The organism is Nocardia sp. NBC_00881, from assembly GCF_045207455.1.
Taxonomy (GTDB): Bacteria; Actinomycetota; Actinomycetes; order Mycobacteriales; family Mycobacteriaceae; genus Nocardia.
Window position 1 is genome coordinate 7,342,686 of the sequence record NZ_CP108798.1, and the last position, 16,918, is coordinate 7,359,603.

The 16,918-nt window shown below is 66.6% G+C and carries 16 protein-coding genes and 2 tRNA genes; 5 read left to right on the forward strand and 13 right to left on the reverse strand.

The window, feature by feature from the left end; all coding sequences use genetic code 11:
• Positions 1 to 48: 48 nt before the first annotated feature.
• The gene (gene bcp / locus OH799_RS31105) at positions 49 to 522 is read right to left on the reverse strand and encodes a thioredoxin-dependent thiol peroxidase (protein ID WP_406271544.1); all 474 of its coding nucleotides are present in this window, start codon (positions 520 to 522) and stop codon (positions 49 to 51) included.
• A gap of 178 nt (positions 523 to 700) precedes the next feature.
• Between bcp and OH799_RS31110 the strand changes: the two genes are divergently transcribed.
• Positions 701 to 922 carry a DUF3618 domain-containing protein gene (locus tag OH799_RS31110; protein WP_357267829.1) on the forward strand — a complete coding sequence of 74 codons (222 nt, stop codon included), beginning with the start codon at positions 701 to 703 and terminating at the stop codon, positions 920 to 922.
• 68 nt (positions 923 to 990) lie between these two features.
• On the opposite strand, the gene OH799_RS31115 is transcribed toward OH799_RS31110, so the two are convergent.
• Both OH799_RS31115 and OH799_RS31120 read right to left on the reverse strand, forming a co-directional pair.
• Complete coding sequence (locus OH799_RS31115) at positions 991 to 1,287, reverse strand: excalibur calcium-binding domain-containing protein (protein WP_357267831.1); 297 nt, start codon at positions 1,285 to 1,287, stop codon at positions 991 to 993.
• 134 nt (positions 1,288 to 1,421) lie between these two features.
• Entirely contained in the window at positions 1,422 to 2,399 is a 978-nt protein-coding gene (locus OH799_RS31120) for a pirin family protein (protein ID WP_406271547.1), read from the reverse strand.
• A gap of 70 nt (positions 2,400 to 2,469) precedes the next feature.
• On the opposite strand from OH799_RS31120, the gene OH799_RS31125 reads away from it, so the two are divergent.
• The gene (locus tag OH799_RS31125) at positions 2,470 to 2,925 is read left to right on the forward strand and encodes a MarR family winged helix-turn-helix transcriptional regulator (RefSeq protein WP_406271550.1); all 456 of its coding nucleotides are present in this window, start codon (positions 2,470 to 2,472) and stop codon (positions 2,923 to 2,925) included.
• Between the two features lie 239 nt (positions 2,926 to 3,164).
• Here the strand turns inward: OH799_RS31125 and OH799_RS31130 are convergent, their stop codons facing one another.
• The 3 genes from OH799_RS31130 to OH799_RS31140 all read right to left on the reverse strand — a co-directional run bounded on the left by OH799_RS31130 (position 3,165) and on the right by OH799_RS31140 (position 5,004).
• Positions 3,165 to 3,479 carry a hypothetical protein gene (locus tag OH799_RS31130; protein ID WP_406271552.1) on the reverse strand — a complete coding sequence of 105 codons (315 nt, stop codon included), beginning with the start codon at positions 3,477 to 3,479 and terminating at the stop codon, positions 3,165 to 3,167.
• 116 nt (positions 3,480 to 3,595) lie between these two features.
• Positions 3,596 to 4,216: a transglycosylase SLT domain-containing protein gene (locus OH799_RS31135; RefSeq protein ID WP_406271555.1), complete on the reverse strand. Its 621-nt coding sequence runs from the start codon at positions 4,214 to 4,216 to the stop codon at positions 3,596 to 3,598.
• 715 nt (positions 4,217 to 4,931) lie between these two features.
• Positions 4,932 to 5,004 (reverse strand) — tRNA-Lys (locus OH799_RS31140).
• 302 nt (positions 5,005 to 5,306) lie between these two features.
• On the opposite strand from OH799_RS31140, the gene OH799_RS31145 reads away from it, so the two are divergent.
• Together OH799_RS31145 and OH799_RS31150 are read left to right on the forward strand one after the other, a co-directional pair.
• Positions 5,307 to 6,539 (forward strand): Ig-like domain-containing protein, encoded by a 1,233-nt coding sequence (locus OH799_RS31145; RefSeq protein ID WP_406271558.1) that lies wholly within the window; start codon positions 5,307 to 5,309, stop codon positions 6,537 to 6,539.
• 381 nt (positions 6,540 to 6,920) lie between these two features.
• On the forward strand, positions 6,921 to 7,151 hold the full coding sequence (locus OH799_RS31150) for a hypothetical protein (RefSeq protein WP_406271560.1): 231 nt from the start codon (positions 6,921 to 6,923) through the stop codon (positions 7,149 to 7,151).
• A 39-nt stretch (positions 7,152 to 7,190) separates the two neighbouring features.
• Here OH799_RS31150 and OH799_RS31155 read toward each other — a convergent pair whose 3' ends face one another.
• From OH799_RS31155 to orn, 3 genes are all read right to left on the reverse strand, one after another.
• Positions 7,191 to 9,413 (reverse strand): NACHT domain-containing protein, encoded by a 2,223-nt coding sequence (locus OH799_RS31155; RefSeq protein ID WP_406271562.1) that lies wholly within the window; start codon positions 9,411 to 9,413, stop codon positions 7,191 to 7,193.
• A 533-nt stretch (positions 9,414 to 9,946) separates the two neighbouring features.
• A tRNA-His gene (locus OH799_RS31160) sits at positions 9,947 to 10,019 on the reverse strand.
• Between the two features lie 55 nt (positions 10,020 to 10,074).
• The gene (gene orn, locus OH799_RS31165; RefSeq protein ID WP_406271565.1) at positions 10,075 to 10,719 is read right to left on the reverse strand and encodes an oligoribonuclease; all 645 of its coding nucleotides are present in this window, start codon (positions 10,717 to 10,719) and stop codon (positions 10,075 to 10,077) included.
• Positions 10,720 to 10,968: 249 nt separating this feature from the next.
• On the opposite strand from orn, the gene OH799_RS31170 reads away from it, so the two are divergent.
• The gene (locus tag OH799_RS31170) at positions 10,969 to 12,714 is read left to right on the forward strand and encodes a helicase HerA-like domain-containing protein (protein WP_406271568.1); all 1,746 of its coding nucleotides are present in this window, start codon (positions 10,969 to 10,971) and stop codon (positions 12,712 to 12,714) included.
• A gap of 50 nt (positions 12,715 to 12,764) precedes the next feature.
• On the opposite strand, the gene lysA is transcribed toward OH799_RS31170, so the two are convergent.
• The 4 genes from lysA to OH799_RS31190 form a co-directional block, all read right to left on the reverse strand.
• Complete coding sequence (gene lysA, locus OH799_RS31175) at positions 12,765 to 14,108, reverse strand: diaminopimelate decarboxylase (RefSeq protein WP_406271571.1); 1,344 nt, start codon at positions 14,106 to 14,108, stop codon at positions 12,765 to 12,767.
• 154 nt (positions 14,109 to 14,262) lie between these two features.
• Complete coding sequence (cmrA, locus tag OH799_RS31180) at positions 14,263 to 15,066, reverse strand: mycolate reductase (protein ID WP_406271574.1); 804 nt, start codon at positions 15,064 to 15,066, stop codon at positions 14,263 to 14,265.
• Between the two features lie 393 nt (positions 15,067 to 15,459).
• Entirely contained in the window at positions 15,460 to 16,011 is a 552-nt protein-coding gene (locus OH799_RS31185; RefSeq protein WP_406271577.1) for a dihydrofolate reductase family protein, read from the reverse strand.
• A 296-nt stretch (positions 16,012 to 16,307) separates the two neighbouring features.
• Positions 16,308 to 16,742, reverse strand: a complete 435-nt coding sequence (locus OH799_RS31190; RefSeq protein WP_406271580.1) for a DoxX family protein — start codon at positions 16,740 to 16,742, stop codon at positions 16,308 to 16,310.
• Between the last annotated feature and the right edge of the window lie 176 nt (positions 16,743 to 16,918).

Consider the following 16,918-nt stretch of genomic DNA (forward strand, 5'->3'; position numbering starts at 1 on the left):
CGAATCGGGCCCGGCGCCCTTGCGGCGCCGGGCTTTTCGCTGTCCGGGCTACACTGACAGGTCGCGGCGCAGCTTGGCGACGTGTCCGGTGGCGCGAACGTTGTACTGCGCCACCGCGATCCTGCCCTCCTCGTCCACCAGGAAGGTGGAGCGGATGACGCCGACGACCGTCTTGCCGTACATGGTCTTCTCGCCGTACGCCCCCCATGCGGTGAGCACGCTGCGGTCGGGGTCCGACAGCAGCGGGAAGCTCAGCTGTTCGGCGTCGCGAAACTTGGCCAGTTTTGCGGGCTTGTCCGGCGAGATACCGATGACGTCGATGCCCGCGCCGTCCAGGTCGGCCAAGTTGTCGCGGAAGTCGCAGGCTTCCTTGGTGCAACCGGGCGTGCTTGCGGCGGGATAGAAGTACACGATCACCTTGCGGCCGCGGTAGCCGGCGAGCGAGACGTTATTGCCGTCGGCGTCGGGCAGCGTGAACTCGGGCGCGGTGTCGCCGGGTGAGAGTCGTTGGTTGGTGGTCACCTCCAGCACGGTAACCGAATGCCCGGACATCGCGCGGAAGGGAGATCGTCGCGCGGCCCGAGAGCGCATAGTGGGGACGGATAGACTCGTCCGCGAGCGCTGGGTGCTCCGCGAACGGCCGACACGACGGCGTGGTTCGTGCTCCGGGCGCGGCAATCGACTACAGGAGGATTTGAACGTGGCAAGGGATACCGAGCGGATCGAGCAGGACATCGAGGCCGCCCGCACTCGGCTGGCGAGCACACTCGACGAACTCGCGGTACGCACGGATCCGCATCGGCTCGCGGACGACACCAAGCAGATCGTGGTCGCGAAGCTCAACGAGCCGAAGGTGAAGTACGGCCTGATCGGGGCGGCCACCTTGATCGTCGGTCTGGTTCTGCTCAAGATCTTCCGCTGACTGGTAAACGACGACGCCCGGTATGGCCGCGGCCATACCGGGTGTCGTCGTTTACCAGGTCAGTCAGTTCAGACCGTCGGGCAGGCGAAGCCGTCGCCATCGGGATCCAGGTGCGGACCGTAGCCTGGTTCTCCGCGGAAGAGCGGGGCGTGTCCAGCGGCGCGGGCATCGTCGCAGTTGGCGTAGGCGCCTCCGGCCGAGCCGGTCTGCGAGTAACCGGCCGAGCCGGTCGCGGCGGAGCCGGTATCGACAGCCGACGAACCCGTCCCGGCGGAGCCGGACGGAGGGGCGGCTTGGGCGGCGGGTGCCGCGAGCAGGGCTAAACCTGCGGCGGCAGCGCTGACGGTGAGCCGACGAACGTTCATGTATTCCTCTGTCTGGTTGCTGCGGTGGATGGGCGCCCAACCGGACGCCGCATCCACTGTTGTGACGGCTCGGCCTGTTGTCAACTGCGGGGGAACGGAACCAGGGCATCAGGAGGATGTGGCTATGGCGCCGGTCAGGTGGTGGGCCGGCCACCGCCGACGTGCTCGGCGGGGATATTTCCCATGCGTCCGGCCTGGTAATCGGCCATCGCTTCGATGATCTCAGCACGGGTGTTCATCACGAACGGCCCGTATTGCACCACAGGTTCCTTGATCGGCTGTCCGCCGAGCAGTAACACTTCGAGTTCGCCGGTCCGATTGTCTTGGCGTGCATCGGCTGTCACGGTGATCACGTCCCCTCGGCCGAATACCGCCAGCTGTCCGTCGCGCAGCTGCCTGCGTTCCGTACCGACCGTGCCATTGCCCGACAGCGCGTACACCATCGCCGTAAACTGTTGCGGCCAGGGCGTTTTCAGCTGTCCGCCGGGTGCGATCGAGGCGTGCGCGTACGCGATCGGAGTGTAGGTGGAACCGGGACCGGTGAATCCGCCGACTTCACCGGCGATGAGCCGGACCAGTGCGCCGCCGTCATGCGAACTCACCAGCGTCAGTTCGCCGCCGCGCAGGTCCTGGTAGCGCGGCGCCGCGAACTTCAGTGCGCGCGGCAGGTTCACCCAGAGCTGGATGCCGTGGAACCGGCCTCCGGCGATGACCATGTCCTCCGGTGGGACCTCGTCGTGCAAGATGCCGGAGCCCGCGGTCATCCACTGTGTGTCGCCTTCACTGATGACACCGCCTCCGCCGTTCGAATCGTGGTGCACCATCGTGCCGTCGAGCATGTAGGTCACCGTCTCGAACCCGCGGTGCGGATGCCAGGGCGCGCCCTTGGCTTCGTGCGGTTCGTAGGCCACAGGGCCCATCTGGTCGAGCAGGATGAACGGGTCGGCGGTGCGCAGATCCATACTGGGGAAGGGCCTGCGCACCTCGAATCCAGCGCCTTCGCGCTGGGTATGCGCGTTGACTACGCTGCGGACCGGACGCTCGCGCAGGGTCGCGTCGGGGTGCGGAAGGCGCGGCAGGACCATGATGTCGGGCACGGTGATGGCGGGCATCGGAACCTCCTCGAGAATTGGTATCCATGTCAACCAAAGGTGATTACACTTCATTCCCATGGTCCGGTGGTTGAGTGACGACGAGCAGGCGACGTGGCAGGCCTACGTGCGGCTGCGCCAGCGTTTGGACGGGGCGATTTCGGCCGGGCTGGCCGAGGATCATTTGTCCCTCGCGGACTACGAGCTGATGGTGGCCCTGTCCGCGGCGCCGAACGGCTGTCTGCGCGCCAAGGAGCTGGCCGCCGAGGTGTGCTGGGAGAAGAGCCGGTTATCCAAGCATCTGGCCAGGATGGACGCTCGCGGCCTGGTCGAACGGCGGCCGGCGGAGGAGGACGCCCGCGGCATCATCGTTCAGCTCACGCCGGAGGGCCGCGCCGCCTTGGAGCGGGCCGCGCCGAATCACGTGGATCTGGTGCGCAGGGTGTTCGTCGAGCCGATGACGGTCGCGGAAGCACGGACGCTGCGGGCGTTGGCGGACAAGGTCGTCGCCGAGGTCGAGCAGGTGACCGAGCTGGGCGGCGCCTGATCGGCGGGCCGTCGGCGAGGACGGTCGGGTCGGCTCCGCGGCTCGATCCGGAACACGCCGCTTCGGGATCACCGACGGGCGGCCGGACTCGGCGGAGGCAAGTGCTCCCGGTTTCGCGGCTACCCGATGGTCCGGCCGCGGCCGACCGAACGTCGCCACCAGCCGCGATCGCCCAGCACCTGACCGGCAAGCTGGTGGCGACTGTTTGTGGCAGTCGGGTTTCCGGCGTCCCGGTGTGTTCACAACCAAGGGGCGATCGGTGGCTTCACCCAGAGCAGCTTCTCGTCGGTGTGCTCGCGCCGGGCGGCCGGATGCTCCGGATGCCGGGCCGCCCAGCGGTCCTTCTCGTCCAGCAGTTGTGCCACCGTCACCCAGGTCTCGTCGGTGCTCGGCGGGTTGGTCTCGGCAGCCCTGGCCAGCTTGCGTCGTGCGGACGCGGGCAGTGCGAGCAACTCGGATCCGGTGACGCCGCGCTGCCAGACATAGCTCGCCAACCGCCGCGCCTTCTCGGCGCGGCTCTTTGCCGCGGCGTCGCTATGTGCATAGTCGGTCATGGTGCTGTCTGTCCACGGGGTCGGGGTGCATCGACCCTAGCCGACCGGGCGGACGGTGACCGAACGCGGCGAAGCCTCCCCATCCGTGGACAGGAAGGCCTCGCCTCGCCGGCGGGTCAGTACGCGCTGCTGACGTTGTCCATCGAGCCGTAGCGGTGCGCCGCGTAGTTGCAGGCGGCGACGATGTTCGCGACGGGATCCCAGATGTCCCAAGAGGTGCCCTCGACGTGGTATATGGCGAAGGTCGGGTCGATCACCTGCAACAAGCCCTTGGACGGGATGCCCGCGGCGGCATTGGAGTCCCAGAGGTTGATCGCCTGTGGGTTGCCGGAGGACTCGCGCAGGACGTTGCGGTGGATGCCGTTGTAGCTGCCCGGAATGCCCTTGGCGTTCATGATGTCGAGTGACTGGCGGATCCAGCCGTCCAGGTTGTTCTCGTAAACCGGCGGGGCCGGGGCCGGGGCCGGCATCGGCATCGGCGCCGGTGCGGGTGCGGGTGCGGGCATGGGCGCGGGGATCGCCTCCAGGGCGGCCACCTCGGCGGCGGGCGCAGCGGCGGCGGGCGCGGCAGCCGGCTGCTGCTCGGCCACCATGGCGATGCGAGACGGGACGCTGTCGTCGGCCACCGACACCGCGGAGGAGGCGGCTACGGCCACGACACCCGCGGCGGCGACGGCGATGGTGATGCCTTCGCGGAGTGATGGGCGGCGGAAGGAAGAAATGCGTCTGTCAGGCATTGCGAATCGGTTCCTTGGTTGGGGACTTGTCTCGATCCGGCCGCGTTCGAGCAGCAAGGATCCTGCGGCGTGCGCTCGTGGACGCTCGCCGTTTCGGCCATGTGCTGTTTTGTGGTTCTGTTGTGTGGGACGCTCTGGTCCCCTGGAGCGCGACGTGCTCGTGCGTGCGATGCCGGCTCGCCTTCGGCAGGACTCGGCCGCGATGTCGCGCGGGACTCCGCATCCTCGATGCGAAGAGTCGGGCGGAAGAATGGGGATCGCCGGTTTGTTGCCGGATTCCGCTCCGCCGACCGTGTGGTTGGCAGTTGCCATCCGTACGGTGGTTACCGAATCGGTGTGAACAACTCTTCGGGATAACCAAACTCCAGGTCGCTTTGTGACCTGATTGCAGAATGGTCACGCTTGGTTAACGGAGAGTGAACGAGTGGCCAATGGTCGGGGCTGCCGATCTTGGAAAGCGTAGAACCGCGTTGCCGAATCGTTACCTGAGCAGGGGGTTTGGCACTAAACCTGATGTGACATACGTCACAGAAATTCTCGGCTGGCCAGTTGGATTTCGGCGGCGCGCGTGAGCATATCGGCACTGAATCGCGACCAATGGCGCACCTGGGAAGGTCGAGGTCTCATGATTGTCACGGAGGATTTCGACGATGTCGGTGCCAAAAAAGGCCATGTTCTTGCCGCCTGATTGCGGGCAAAGAACATGGCTTGGTTGTGCGCCATCAGGGACTCGAACCCCGAACCCGCTGATTAAGAGTCAGCTGCTCTGCCAATTGAGCTAATGGCGCGTGCCCGTGTTGCGGTGCGGCACAAACCTTAACAGGCTCGGGCCGTAGAAGTGAAATCGTGTCCTGACCGGCGCGGATGCGATGCTCTCCCACTGTGTTAACACGTAGGGCCGCGGACCTGATCTATCCGTTGTAACGCTGTTGTGTCGACGTGGTTTTCGCATTGGCCGGGGTGGTGACGTGCTGGCAGAATGTCCGATTGTGGTCTCGACCGCCTGCGGCGCGCGGGGTGACGGCGTAGGCGGTTGGTATCCGAAGCCATCGGTGCGTTCTGGAGCACCGAGACTTGAAACGGGGTTGAAATGAGCGTTGGTCAGGGTCGGCACGGATCGACCGCATATCGGTCGAGACGGAGGATCGCGGGGTTTGTGGTTGTGTTCGTCGTGGCCGCGCTGGCCTTGACGGCGTGTTCGTCGTCGGGCGGCACGGAGACCGCGCAGGTCGCCATCGACCGCAATCCGATAACCGAGTTGATCAAGCCGAAGCTGTTGTCTCCGGTCAAGGATGGCGCGGTGGGCGTCTCACCCGGCATGCCGATGGCATTCAAGGTCGAAGACGGCAAGTTCACCAACGTGACCTTGGTCAATACGCAGAACAAGCCGGTCGGCGGCAAGCTGGCGGCCGATGGACGGTCCTGGGAGACCACCGAGGTGCTCGGCTACGGCAAGACCTACCGGCTGAAGGCCGACGCGATCGGCCTCGGCGGCGCGAACTCCACGGTGCTGAGCTTCACCACGAGCTCGCCGGACAGCCAGACCAAGCCCTACCTGATCCCGGGTGAGGGTGAGGTGGTCGGCATCGGCCAGCCGGTGGCTATCCAGTTCGACGAGAACATCCCCGACCGCAGGGCCGCGCAGGCCGCGATAAAAGTCGCCACGGAGCCGCCCGTCGAGGGTGCGTTCTACTGGGTGAACAACCGTGAGGTGCGCTGGCGGCCGGAGCATTTCTGGGCGCCGGGAACCAAGGTGACCATCGACGTGAACGTCTACGGGCGTGATCTGGGCGACGGTCTGTACGGCCAGGACAACATCCACTCGTTCTTCACCGTCGGCGACGCCGTGATCTTCACCGCGGACGACAACACCAAGCAGGTGACCGTCGAGCAGAACGGCCAGGTGATTCGCACCATGCCGACCTCGATGGGCAAGAGCAACACGCCTACCGACAACGGCATTTACATCGTCGCCGATCGGCACGAGCGGATCATCATGGATTCCTCGACCTATGGCGTAGCGGTCGGCTCGCCGGACGGATACAAGACGCCAGTGGACTACGCGACGCGCCTGTCCTACAGCGGAATCTTCTTCCATTCGGCGCCGTGGTCGGTCGGCCAGCAGGGCTACAGCAACACCAGCCACGGCTGCCTGAACCTCAGCCCGGCGAATGCGCAGTGGGTCTACCAGAACGCGAAGCGTGGTGACATCACGATTGTGAAGAACACCGTCGGCGGCACCCTGTCCGGTGTGGACGGCCTCGGCGACTGGAACATTCCGTGGCCGACCTGGAAGGCGGGAAACGCGGACGACAACCGCTGAAGCCACACCATGGGAACGCGAACGGGCCACCAGATCGCTGGTGGCCCGGTCGGCGTTTCGAGGTACCCGGCAGCGAGTACCGAGTAGCAGTACGGCCCAGGCCCGGGATTCAAGTCCCTGGCCTGGGCCGCATTCGGGGTCCCCGACGTCCCGGCATACGAACCGGGAAATCCTGGTCAGCGGGCAGGAGATCGCGATCAGGTTGGTAGGGACTGTTGTGCGGTAGCGCTGGAACAAGCCCTGTAGCCGGTGCCGATGAGCGTGCGTTGAACCTGCCCGATCTGTTAGTGCTACCCCGGATTCGGCTCGTTCCCGGCGGGCGCCGCCGACGCCGTCGGCGAGGCATCACACGCCTTCACCACCGCTGCCGACCTCGACCGCGTGGCCTGGTCTCACCCCGGTACCCTCGACACCACCATCCGGCTCGGCTTCGGCACGGTCCCCGGTCCGATGGCAGCGCTGATCCACCTCACCGAAATCCTGGTGCACGGCATCGACCTGGCCGTCGTCAGCGCGCAGGAGCACCTCATCGACGAACAACAGCTCGAATACCTGCTCACCACCATGCGCGCGCCCCCCTCATCGAATTCACTGCGACAGGCCCACGCCTGATCTGCGTAGCCACCACTCTCGCCTAGTGAACGGGGTGGGTCAGCGGGTGTCTGCGAGGTGGTCGCGCAGATAGCCGTGACGGAACTCGTACACACCACCGACCTTGCGCAGCACCCCGGAACGGTGTGCGTCGTCGAGAAACGTCATCACTCCCCACGGAAGTTTGCCGGTGAGCGGCAAGACGATTCGCGCGATCAGCCACGGCCCCCACACGGGGAAGTACAGTACCCAGATCAGCACGCCTGCCCCTGCGGTGGCCACCCACCCGGCAGCCCAGCGGCCCGCGCCGAGCACCTCCTCGAAGGGGAGCCCGGACGCGGGCTCGAAGGCGAACAACATCATGATCCAGAACACCGTCGCGCCACCGGCTCCGACACCCAGCCCTTGCAGGAAGGCGGTGGAGCGGTCGGTGTGGAGGAGATCGGAGGGACTGACCGTAGTTGTCGGATCGACCGGTACCCCCAGCGCCCTGATCAACGAGACCACGAACCAGGTGCCGGACCCGGCGAACACGCCCGCCGCGAGACCGACCGGGATCACCACCGCCGCAGTGGGAGTCAGCCAGCCGGCGAACCCGAAGAAGCCGCCGCCTGCGGTCCACACCAGCAGCCAAGCGGCGGTCCGCCAGCTGCGCAGTCGTTGCGCGAGGTCCCCGGCGATCTCACGCATCCGGCCTTTGGCGCGCAACTGAAGTCGGGCGGGTGTGCTTCTGATGCCGCGGCCTCGTCCGATCAGCGTCCCGCCCACAATGCCGCAGACCAGGGCGGATACCACAGTGGCCGTGATCCAGGCCGTGCGGCCGTCGTTGCCGTGCCAGTTGCCTGCCCACCCCGTGAATCCGACCACCGGCACGACCGTCAGCACAGTGACCGCGCCCGCGACCACACCGACCACCCACCTCGGGACCGCGAGAACCAGTTCCCACCATGCGAGTTCGGTCTTCTGATGGCGTTTCAGGTGCCGCGCCAGAAATCCGAGCCACTCTGTCGCCTTGTCGGGGGTGTAGTCGTCGCGCAGGTGCTTCACCCCGGCGCGGTAGGACTTCGCGTACACGGTGCTCACGAAACCCGCCAGCAGCCGGTGGGCGAGCGCCCGATGCGGGTCCGCCGCCGGATCCAGCGCCACCCGATCGAGGATGTCGAGCAGTTCGACGGGATCGTCACCGGTCTCGCTGTAGACCGTTCGGGCCAGCATGACCATCAGCGGGGTGGACAGCACCTCCATCAGCGGGGCATACCGGGGTTCGCTCCGAGCCCGCTGCAGGACCGAACCCCACTTGGTCTGCCCATTGCCGTCCCTGCGGGTGGTCAACGGCAGATGCTCGGCGATTTGCCCGGTGGTGAGATCGGTCAGCTGGACCACCGCCGCACGGCTGAGGACATCGCTGTCGGCGACCGCGCTCGCATACTCGCTCGGGCGACTGGTCAGCAGCAGCTGGTCACCGAGCCGCAGATCGGCATTGATGGCCCGAATCGCGGTGGCACGTAGCTGTTCTCCGATCTCGTCGAACCCGTCCAGCACGGGCAGAATACGCTGCTTGTCCAGCAATCGAGTCGCGAGGGTCGTGCCCTGCGCATCGGTGTCCTTCAGCTCCGGAGAAATGGTGTCCACCAGCCGATCGGCCAACCAGGTACGCAGCGGAGTCTCGGGATTCCACGCGCCGAGCGGAAACAGCACGGGCACCGGATCCCCGGAGCCCGCGGTGCGGCGCTCCAGCATGTCCAGCACGAAACGTGAAGCCAGGATGGTCTTCCCTGCCCCGCGCTGCCCGAGCACGACCAGTCGCCCGGAGGGAACGCGACCGAACACGTCGGCGATCTGCTCCAGTTGGCCGCCGAGCTGCAGCGCGGTCCGCTGCGTCCGGTCGTCACGAATGTTCGGCCAGTGATCGGAGATCTCGTCCGGCCCGTTCACCCAGCGGGTCTTCAGCGGCAGCGACTCGTTCACTCGGCGCACCTCTACCTCGTTGCTCCACTGCTTCCGCACGGCATACGCCAGTGTCTCGGTGACGGCGTCGAGCGATTCGGACGGGTCGGGCGTGATCGAGTGCTGCGACAGTTGGTTGCGCTGGGCCAGGGCCGTGAACACGCTCAGCGTGATCGAGGCAATTCCCAACCACATGCTCACGACACCGGCATACGCGTCGGCACCTTCGGGATCGCGCCCCCGGAGTTGCAGTGCCAGCCAAATCGCCAACGCCACAACGCCGATGAAGAACAGGGCGATCGGGATTCGATTGTTGCTACGGCGGCCCGCTGACATGATCACCATCCTGCTCTACCGCCGGTGGACCGACCGCATGATCGGTCCGGATCGCCGTGCGTTGGCCCATGTGAAGGTTCTCACCGCGGATCCCGGCCGTCGAGGCTGCGACCTAGGGCGTTGTTGTTGTCTCGCGATTTCTTCGTCGCCTGGCCCTCGTAGGCGACGGAACAGTCGAATTGAATCGAGGCGTCAGAGAAGCGGTTGCTCGTGTGGTTCGGCGTCACCTGCTCGATGTGCCGATGGCTTCTGTCAGCGCAGCGTCGACTCGAGCAACCGACACAGTCGTCATCTCAGGCCGTAAACCGATCTTCGCCGAGCAGGTCGGCCAGAGCAGCCCGCTGCTCCTCTCCAGGCGGGCGGACTCGTTGTCGACGCACGGGGCCGCCCTTCTGACATCCGGTCGTGAAATGCCTGTCAGATAGGTATAAGCGCGTCCGGCGGGGAAACCGAGGGTCCTGCCATTCCACCAGCGGAAATGAGGGAGGGTGCGAACCGCCCTTCTCGGGATTCGGTTCGCACCCTCACATCAGGGTGAGCGACGGGACTCGAACCCGCGACAGCCAGGATCACAACCTGGTGCTCTACCAACTGAACTACGCTCACCATCGCCGGTGAACAACCGGCGCGGTAGATACTAGCGCGTCACCCCTTCGACTCCCTAATCGGTTTCCGGCGAGGCGTTGACCTGGCTGGATTCCACCTCATTTTTGGAGATCTGGGCGGCGACCGCGGCGATCTCGGCGGTGGAGGGGCCGGGTGGGGCGACGAACGCGGTGCGCCGGTAGTACTCCAGCTCGCGGATGGACTCTTTGATGTCGGCCAGCGCGCGATGGGTCAGGCCCTTCTCCGGCTGGCCGAAGTAGATCCGCGGGTACCAGCGGCGGCACAGCTCCTTGATCGAACTCACGTCGATCATCCGGTAGTGCAGGTGGGTGTCCAGCAGCGGCATGTCCCTGGCGATGAAGCCGCGGTCGGTGGCGATCGAATTACCGGCCAGCGGCACCGTGCGGGGGGCGGGGACGTACTGGCGGATGTAGTCGAGCACCCGCTGTTCGGCCTCGGCCATGGTGACGGTGGAGCGGCGGACCTCGTCGGTCAGGCCGGAACGCGCGTGCATATCTGCGACCACCGCGGGCATCGCGGCAAGGGCTTGGTCGTCGGCGTGGATGACAATATCCACGCCCTCGCCCAGGACGTTCAGATCGCTGTCGGTCACGAGCGCGGCCACCTCGATCAGCTTGTCGCTGTCCAGGCGCAGGCCGGTCATCTCGCAATCCATCCACACCACATATTTGTCGGACACTCGAGCAACATTAGCCGGGGCCTACCGCAGCGCCGTCGGTACGGGGCGTTCGCTCGCTACCTCGGCGCCGTGAACGGTCGGCGTTCGCCGCCAGCCGCCGCCGATCCGGCACGGCAAACGATGACCGGCTACACCCCTTCGAACCTGACCGGCGGAGATACAGTTTCCGCAGATCGGCAAATGCGTTTTCGGTGCGACAGCAAACACTGGGTAAAGCAGTCGGAGTCAGACCGAGAGGGAGGACCTACGATGATCACCCCCCAGGAGAAAGCGGCCGCGGCACGTCAGGCGGCGCAGGAGGCGGCGCGGGTCGCGGCCGAAGCGGCGGCCGCCGCAGCGGCCGCGGAGCGCGAACTCGCCGAGCAAGAAGCGACTGCTGCGGGAGGCAGCGGTTCGGATGTGGTGACGGCGCCGGAGAACGCGGATCGGATAACGCAGCACAAGAAAGCGGATGGCGAGCCGAAGGAAGCCTCCGCTCGGTCAGACGCCGCCGCGGAAATCGCCGCGGGATACGCATTCGAAGGCGCGGCACTGGAGCTGGGCACTGTGGTGATCAACGGGACCGTGGAACCGGCGGCTCCCATCAGGATTCCGATGCGGATGATGAACCGGCACGGCCTGGTCGCGGGGGCGACCGGCACCGGGAAGACGAAGACGCTCCAGACCATCACCGAACAGCTCTCGCGCGCCGGGGTCCCCGTGGTGGTCGCTGACATCAAGGGTGACCTGTCGGGACTGAGCCGGCCAGGGCAGACCAACGACAAAATCAGTGCGCGCGCCGCGGAGACCGGTGCCGAGGAGTGGGCGCCGACCGGGTTTCCGACCGAGTTCGTCTCGCTGGGCACGACCGGAATCGGAGTGCCCGTCCGTGCGACCATCACCTCGTTCGGGCCGGTGTTGCTCAGCAAGGTGCTCGAGCTCAACGAGACGCAGGAGTCGACCCTCGGTCTCATCTTCCACTGGGCGGACAAGAACGGCCTCGCGCTGGTGGACCTGAAGGATCTGCGCGCCGTGATCACCCATCTCACCAGCCCCGACGGAAAGGAGGACCTGAAGGGCATCGGCGGCGTTTCCGCGGCCACCGCGGGCGTGATTTTGCGCGCCCTGGTGAACCTGGAGGCCGACGGCGGCGACACATTCTTCGGTGAGCCGGAACTCGATCCGTCGGACCTGGTACGGGTCGCGGGCGGGCAGGGCGTCATCACGCTGTTCGAGCTGGGCGCGCAGGCGGCGCGGCCGGTGCTGTTCTCCACCTTCCTGATGTGGGTGCTCGCCGACCTGTTCCAGACGCTGCCCGAGGTCGGCGACGTGGACAAGCCCAAGCTGGTCTTCCTCTTCGACGAGGCTCACCTGCTTTTCTCGGACGCCTCGAAGGCATTCCTGGATCAGGTTGAGCAGACCGTCAAGCTGATCCGGTCCAAGGGTGTCGGAGTGTTCTTCTGCACCCAGTTGCCTACCGACATCCCGAATCAGGTGTTATCCCAATTGGGTGCGCGCATTCAGCACGCGCTGCGCGCGTTCACCCCGGACGACCAGAAGGCGTTGTCGAAGACCGTGCGCACCTACCCCAGGACCAACAGCTACGACCTGGAGAACGCGCTCACCTCGCTCGGCACCGGTGAGGCGATCGTGACGGTGCTCTCGGAGCACGGCGCGCCTACTCCGGTGGCCTGGACCAGGATTCAGCCACCGCGTTCGCTGATGGACACCATCGGAACGGACGCGATCAGGTCGCACGCGCTGACCAGCGCGCTCGCCGCGAAGTACGGGCAGACCGTCGACCGGGAGTCCGCCTACGAGCTGCTCGCCGCGAAAGTCGCGGCAGCAGCGCAGGATCCGGAAACCACCCAGGCTCCGGGCCGCGCCACGCGCGAGCAGGAGTCGACCGCCGAGCGGATCATGAAGAACCCCGCGGTGAAGGGATTTCTACGGTCGGCGGCCGTCGCGGCGGGTCGTGAGATCAGCCGCAGCCTCTTCGGCACCCGCCGCCGCTGAGCACCGTAGCCGGCCGGACATCGGATATCCCGGCGTCAGGCCTGCCCAGCTCAGTGCCCGACGTCGCGGGCGAGCAGATCCGCGGTGGTCTCACGGCGCACCAACTCGCGGGCGCGGCCGTCGCGCACCGCGATGATCGGCGGGCGTCCGACGATGTTGTAGGACGAGGCAAGGCTGTGGTGATAGGCGCCGGTGCACGGCACCGCGAGCACTTCGCCTTGGCGCAGGTCGGCGGGCAGCCGCACGTCGGCGGCGAGAATGTCGCCCGCCTCGCAGTGGCGACCGGCGACCGTCGCGGTCATGTGCGGACCGCACGGATGGCGGTTGGCCACCACCACCTCGTACCGGGCGCCGTACAGCGCGACGCGCGGGTTGTCGCTCATGCCCCCGTCCACCGTGACGTAGGTGCGTCCCCCGTCGATGTGCTTGACCGAGAGCACTCGGTACAGCGTCACGCCCGCCCTCGCCACGATGGCCCGGCCCGGTTCCAACGCGATGACGGGGCGCGGGAAGTGGTGGCGCGCGCAAGCGGCGTCGAGGGCATCCTCGATGATGTCGGCGAGTTCGGTCGGATTCATTTCGGCGTCGCCGCTGCGATAGGCCACCGCGTGCCCGCCGCCGAGGTCGAGTTCGGTGAGGATGACGCCGTGGTCCTGCCGAACCCGAGCCATTTCGGCGACCAGGCGCCGCGCGGCCTCACCGTAGTGATCCGGGTCGTGGATCTGCGAGCCCAGATGGCAGTGGAAGCCGATCAGCGTCAGGTTGGGCTGGCGCATGACCCGGTAGATCGCCTCCGCGGCCATGTCGCTCCCGATCGGGAAGCCGAACTTCTGGTCGAGCACACCGGTGCGCACCGCGGGATGTCCGTGTACGTCGATACCGGGGGACAGGCGCAGCAACACCCTCTGTGGCGTGGTCGCGAGCGCCGAGAGCAGGGTGATTTCGGCGAGTGAGTCGACCACGATCCGGCCGACTCCTTCGCGCACCGCCGTCTCCAGCTCGTCGAAGGACTTTCCATTGCCGTGCAACAGGATTCGATCCGGATGCACCCCGGCGGCGAGTGCGACGGCAAGCTCTCCCGCCGAGCACACGTCGACCGAAAGTCCTTCCTGGGTAACCCATTCCGCTACCGCGCGGATCATCAGCGCCTTGCTCGCGTAGATGATCTCGGCCTCGGGGAAGGCTTTGCGGTAGGCCCGGCAGCGGGACCTGACCTCCTCCTCGTCGAGGACGTAGGTGGCGGTGCCGTACTGGTCGGCGATGTCGGCGAGGGCCACCCCGCCGAGGGTGATCCTGCCGTCGCCGTCGTAGTGCGTGTCCCGCGGCCAGACCGCGGAATCGAGGCGCGAAGGCATTCCGGACCGCAAAGACGGGAATATATCGAGCAGTGTCACGGTGTTCTCCTGGTTCGTCCCCGCCTTCTCTCAGTGCGGGGTCGATGCCAGGATTACGCCGGGTGACAGGGCTGTGGGCTGGTCTTTTGCGCATCTTTGACCACCGGCGGGTGGTTCTTGACAGGTTGCTGACGCGGACCGTGACGGAGGTCTCTCAGCCGCCGAGCTTCCGGTAGAACGCGCCCGCGATGGGTGCGGTGAACGCGCGCGGACCATATTGGCCCGCGACGCTCATCCCTTTGCTGATCAGGCCGGGAACCACCCGCATCTTGTTGCGGGCCAGGGCGTCGATGGACACCTTGGCGGTGTATTCCGAAGAGACCCACATGAAGTCGGGCACGATGCGGTCCACGATCGAGGCGTCCGCGGGGTCGGGGGTTTCGGTGCGTACCGGGCCGGGGGCGAGCAAGGTGACGTGCACCCCGGAGTCCTTCAGCTCGCCGCGTAGTGACTCGGAGAAGGTGTTGGCGAACGCCTTGCTCGCGGCATAGGTGGCGTTGTTCGGGATCGGCATGTTGCCCGCCGCCGAGCCGCTGATCAGGATGCCGCCGCCACCGCGGGCGATCATGCCTGGCAGCACGGCAAGCGTCAGATCGTGCACCGCGACGGCATTGAGCTCCATCTGGGCGCGCTCATCGGCCGGATCGAGTTCGGCGACCGCGCCGAAGGTCGCGATGCCCGCGTTGTTGCACAGAATGGCGATGTCGCGGGCGGCCAACTCCTCGACCAGCTCGTCGCGCTGGGAGCGGTCAGCCAGGTCGACCGCGCGGACCTCGGCGGCGATCCCGTGCGCCAGTGTCAGCCGCTGCGCGAGTTCGGTGAGCAGCTCACCGCGGCGGGCGACCAGGATCAGCGAGTAGCCGCGGGCGGCGAGTTCGGCGGCCAGCGCGGTGCCGATGCCAGAGGAGGCGCCGGTGACGACCGCGCGGTTCTCGGAGGTGGGAGGGGGCAGGCTCACCTGGTGCAGCATAGAGGGCGCAGCCGGACGAAGCCCGTCCGCAGCCCGCGCCAAGGCGAGCGAAGGCTCGAGGGTGGCCGCTTGTGCGCCGGTACTGCCGAACAGGCCGCTGTCATCGAAACTGTCTGCGAGCAGTAGATCAGAAGAACGACGATCCCCACATCGGAATCGCGCTGATCGACGCTGCCCACCTCGAGCGTTGCGAGGGCTGGCGCCTCGCCGCCGCCGAAGGCACCTCGCCGACGCCCGCTATACCGATCTCGCCGAACGGCAAAGGTCCGAGGCGACCGTCAAGACGCGCCCGGTGCACGCGTTCACCAAGCTCGACGTCGACGATCGCATCGCTGCGGTGACGGTCGCGCTTGAACGGGGGCTGCTGCGGTTGAATGGACCTCAGTCGACGAGGTAGCGCAGCATAACCACGGTGTTGAAGTGCCTCGTCTCGGCCAATCGGAGCTGGATGCGCTTGTCCAGTGATGGGAAGAGCGGTGTGCCGCCGCCGAGCACCACGGGCGCGAGGAACAGCTGGTACTCGTCGATGAGCCCGTGCGGCATCAGCGAGGCCGCGAGGCTCGCGCCGCCGACCTCCATGACGCCATCGCCTCCGGCCTTGAGCCTGCGGACTTCCTCGACCGCGTTCCTACTGACCAGGGTGCTGTTCCAGCGGACCTCGGTGAGCGTCCGGGAGAAGACGACCTTGGGCTTCTCCGTCCAGAGCCCGCCGAACTCGCGCTCGATGCGCGATGCGTTCTCGGGCACGTGCGGCCAGTACTCGGCCATCAGCTCGTACAGCCGGCGGCCGTGCAGCGAGACCTCGATCTCGCGGTACCTGTCGTTGTGGAACTGGTGCAGCTCCTCGTCCGGGACAGTCCAGTCGATGCTGCCGTCGCGGTCGTTGATGTAGCCGTCCAAGGACACGCCGAACGTGTAGATCAGTTTCCTCATGACCGGGTAGACCTCCTACGCGCTCGAAACTCATCGGCGCTCATCGGACCTCACCAGGCGCTGAGCCAGTCGGGTGGCCCGAGGCATCTCAGCCTCGGGCTCCCACAGAATCCCGGCGTGACAGCCTCCCGTCACCGGGCTCTTGTCATCTTGGTGCGGCGCCCGGGCCGGGGCGCCGCGGACCAGATGGCCGCTGGATCGATCGCCGCCAACCCGACAGGCGATCGATCCGAGAACGCGCGACCGGCGATCGGTGGGTGGGCCACCGATCGCCGGTCGTACTTATGGATTTGTCGTCACGAGAGCGAGTTGCGCAGATCGGTGATGGTGGCGCGGCGCTGGTAGGCGATCCAGGCGAAGATCGCGGCGAGCACCAGTGGGAAGATCCCCATCAAGGGCTTGTCGGCGAGGAAAGCCTGCGTCCCGGCGGCGAGCACGGTGAGAACGGACAGACCCGCGGCAGCCAGGGCACTGAGCCGTGGCACCATCAGGCCGATACCGCCCGCGACCTCCACAACTCCGATGAAGATGAGCAGCCCGAGGGGGATGGTCAGATTCTCGGGGGCGTTGTCTGTCAGGGCGTTCGGCATCACGAGCTTCGGCCCGCCGGAAGCGATGATGAAGAACAGGCCGAGCAGGATCTGCAGGGTCCACAGGGCGCGGTTGCGGATCTTGCCGGGACGGTCGGTGACGTCGTTGGAGAAGTTGGCGGTGGGGTTCGCGGTGGTCATTTCTGGTCCTTCTGGTCGGTCGCGCCGGGTTGGTAGCGCGTTCAACCGATATGACGGAGCACCGTCCGAGATCTCATCGCTGTGCGCGAAGATTTTCGGAACCGCTGCTGTTCGGCTTAGCGCCGGATTCCGTAGTCGACCGGAATCTGCTGCTCGGGTAGCTGACCGGCGGTGGT

What these genes read in the sequence shown, in the direction of transcription:
- OH799_RS31115 (WP_357267831.1), bottom strand. Translation starts at nt 1,287, where the DNA reads ATGAACGTTCGTCGGCTCACCGTCAGCGCTGCCGCCGCAGGTTTAGCC.
- OH799_RS31120 (WP_406271547.1), bottom strand. Translation starts at nt 2,399, where the DNA reads ATGCCCGCCATCACCGTGCCCGACATCATGGTCCTGCCGCGCCTTCCG.
- OH799_RS31130 (WP_406271552.1), bottom strand. Translation starts at nt 3,479, where the DNA reads ATGACCGACTATGCACATAGCGACGCCGCGGCAAAGAGCCGCGCCGAG.
- OH799_RS31135 (WP_406271555.1), bottom strand. Translation starts at nt 4,216, where the DNA reads ATGCCTGACAGACGCATTTCTTCCTTCCGCCGCCCATCACTCCGCGAA.
- OH799_RS31145 (WP_406271558.1), top strand. Translation starts at nt 5,307, where the DNA reads ATGAGCGTTGGTCAGGGTCGGCACGGATCGACCGCATATCGGTCGAGA.
- OH799_RS31155 (WP_406271562.1), bottom strand. Translation starts at nt 9,413, where the DNA reads ATGTCAGCGGGCCGCCGTAGCAACAATCGAATCCCGATCGCCCTGTTC.
- OH799_RS31170 (WP_406271568.1), top strand. Translation starts at nt 10,969, where the DNA reads ATGATCACCCCCCAGGAGAAAGCGGCCGCGGCACGTCAGGCGGCGCAG.
- OH799_RS31185 (WP_406271577.1), bottom strand. Translation starts at nt 16,011, where the DNA reads ATGAGGAAACTGATCTACACGTTCGGCGTGTCCTTGGACGGCTACATC.
- OH799_RS31190 (WP_406271580.1), bottom strand. Translation starts at nt 16,742, where the DNA reads ATGACCACCGCGAACCCCACCGCCAACTTCTCCAACGACGTCACCGAC.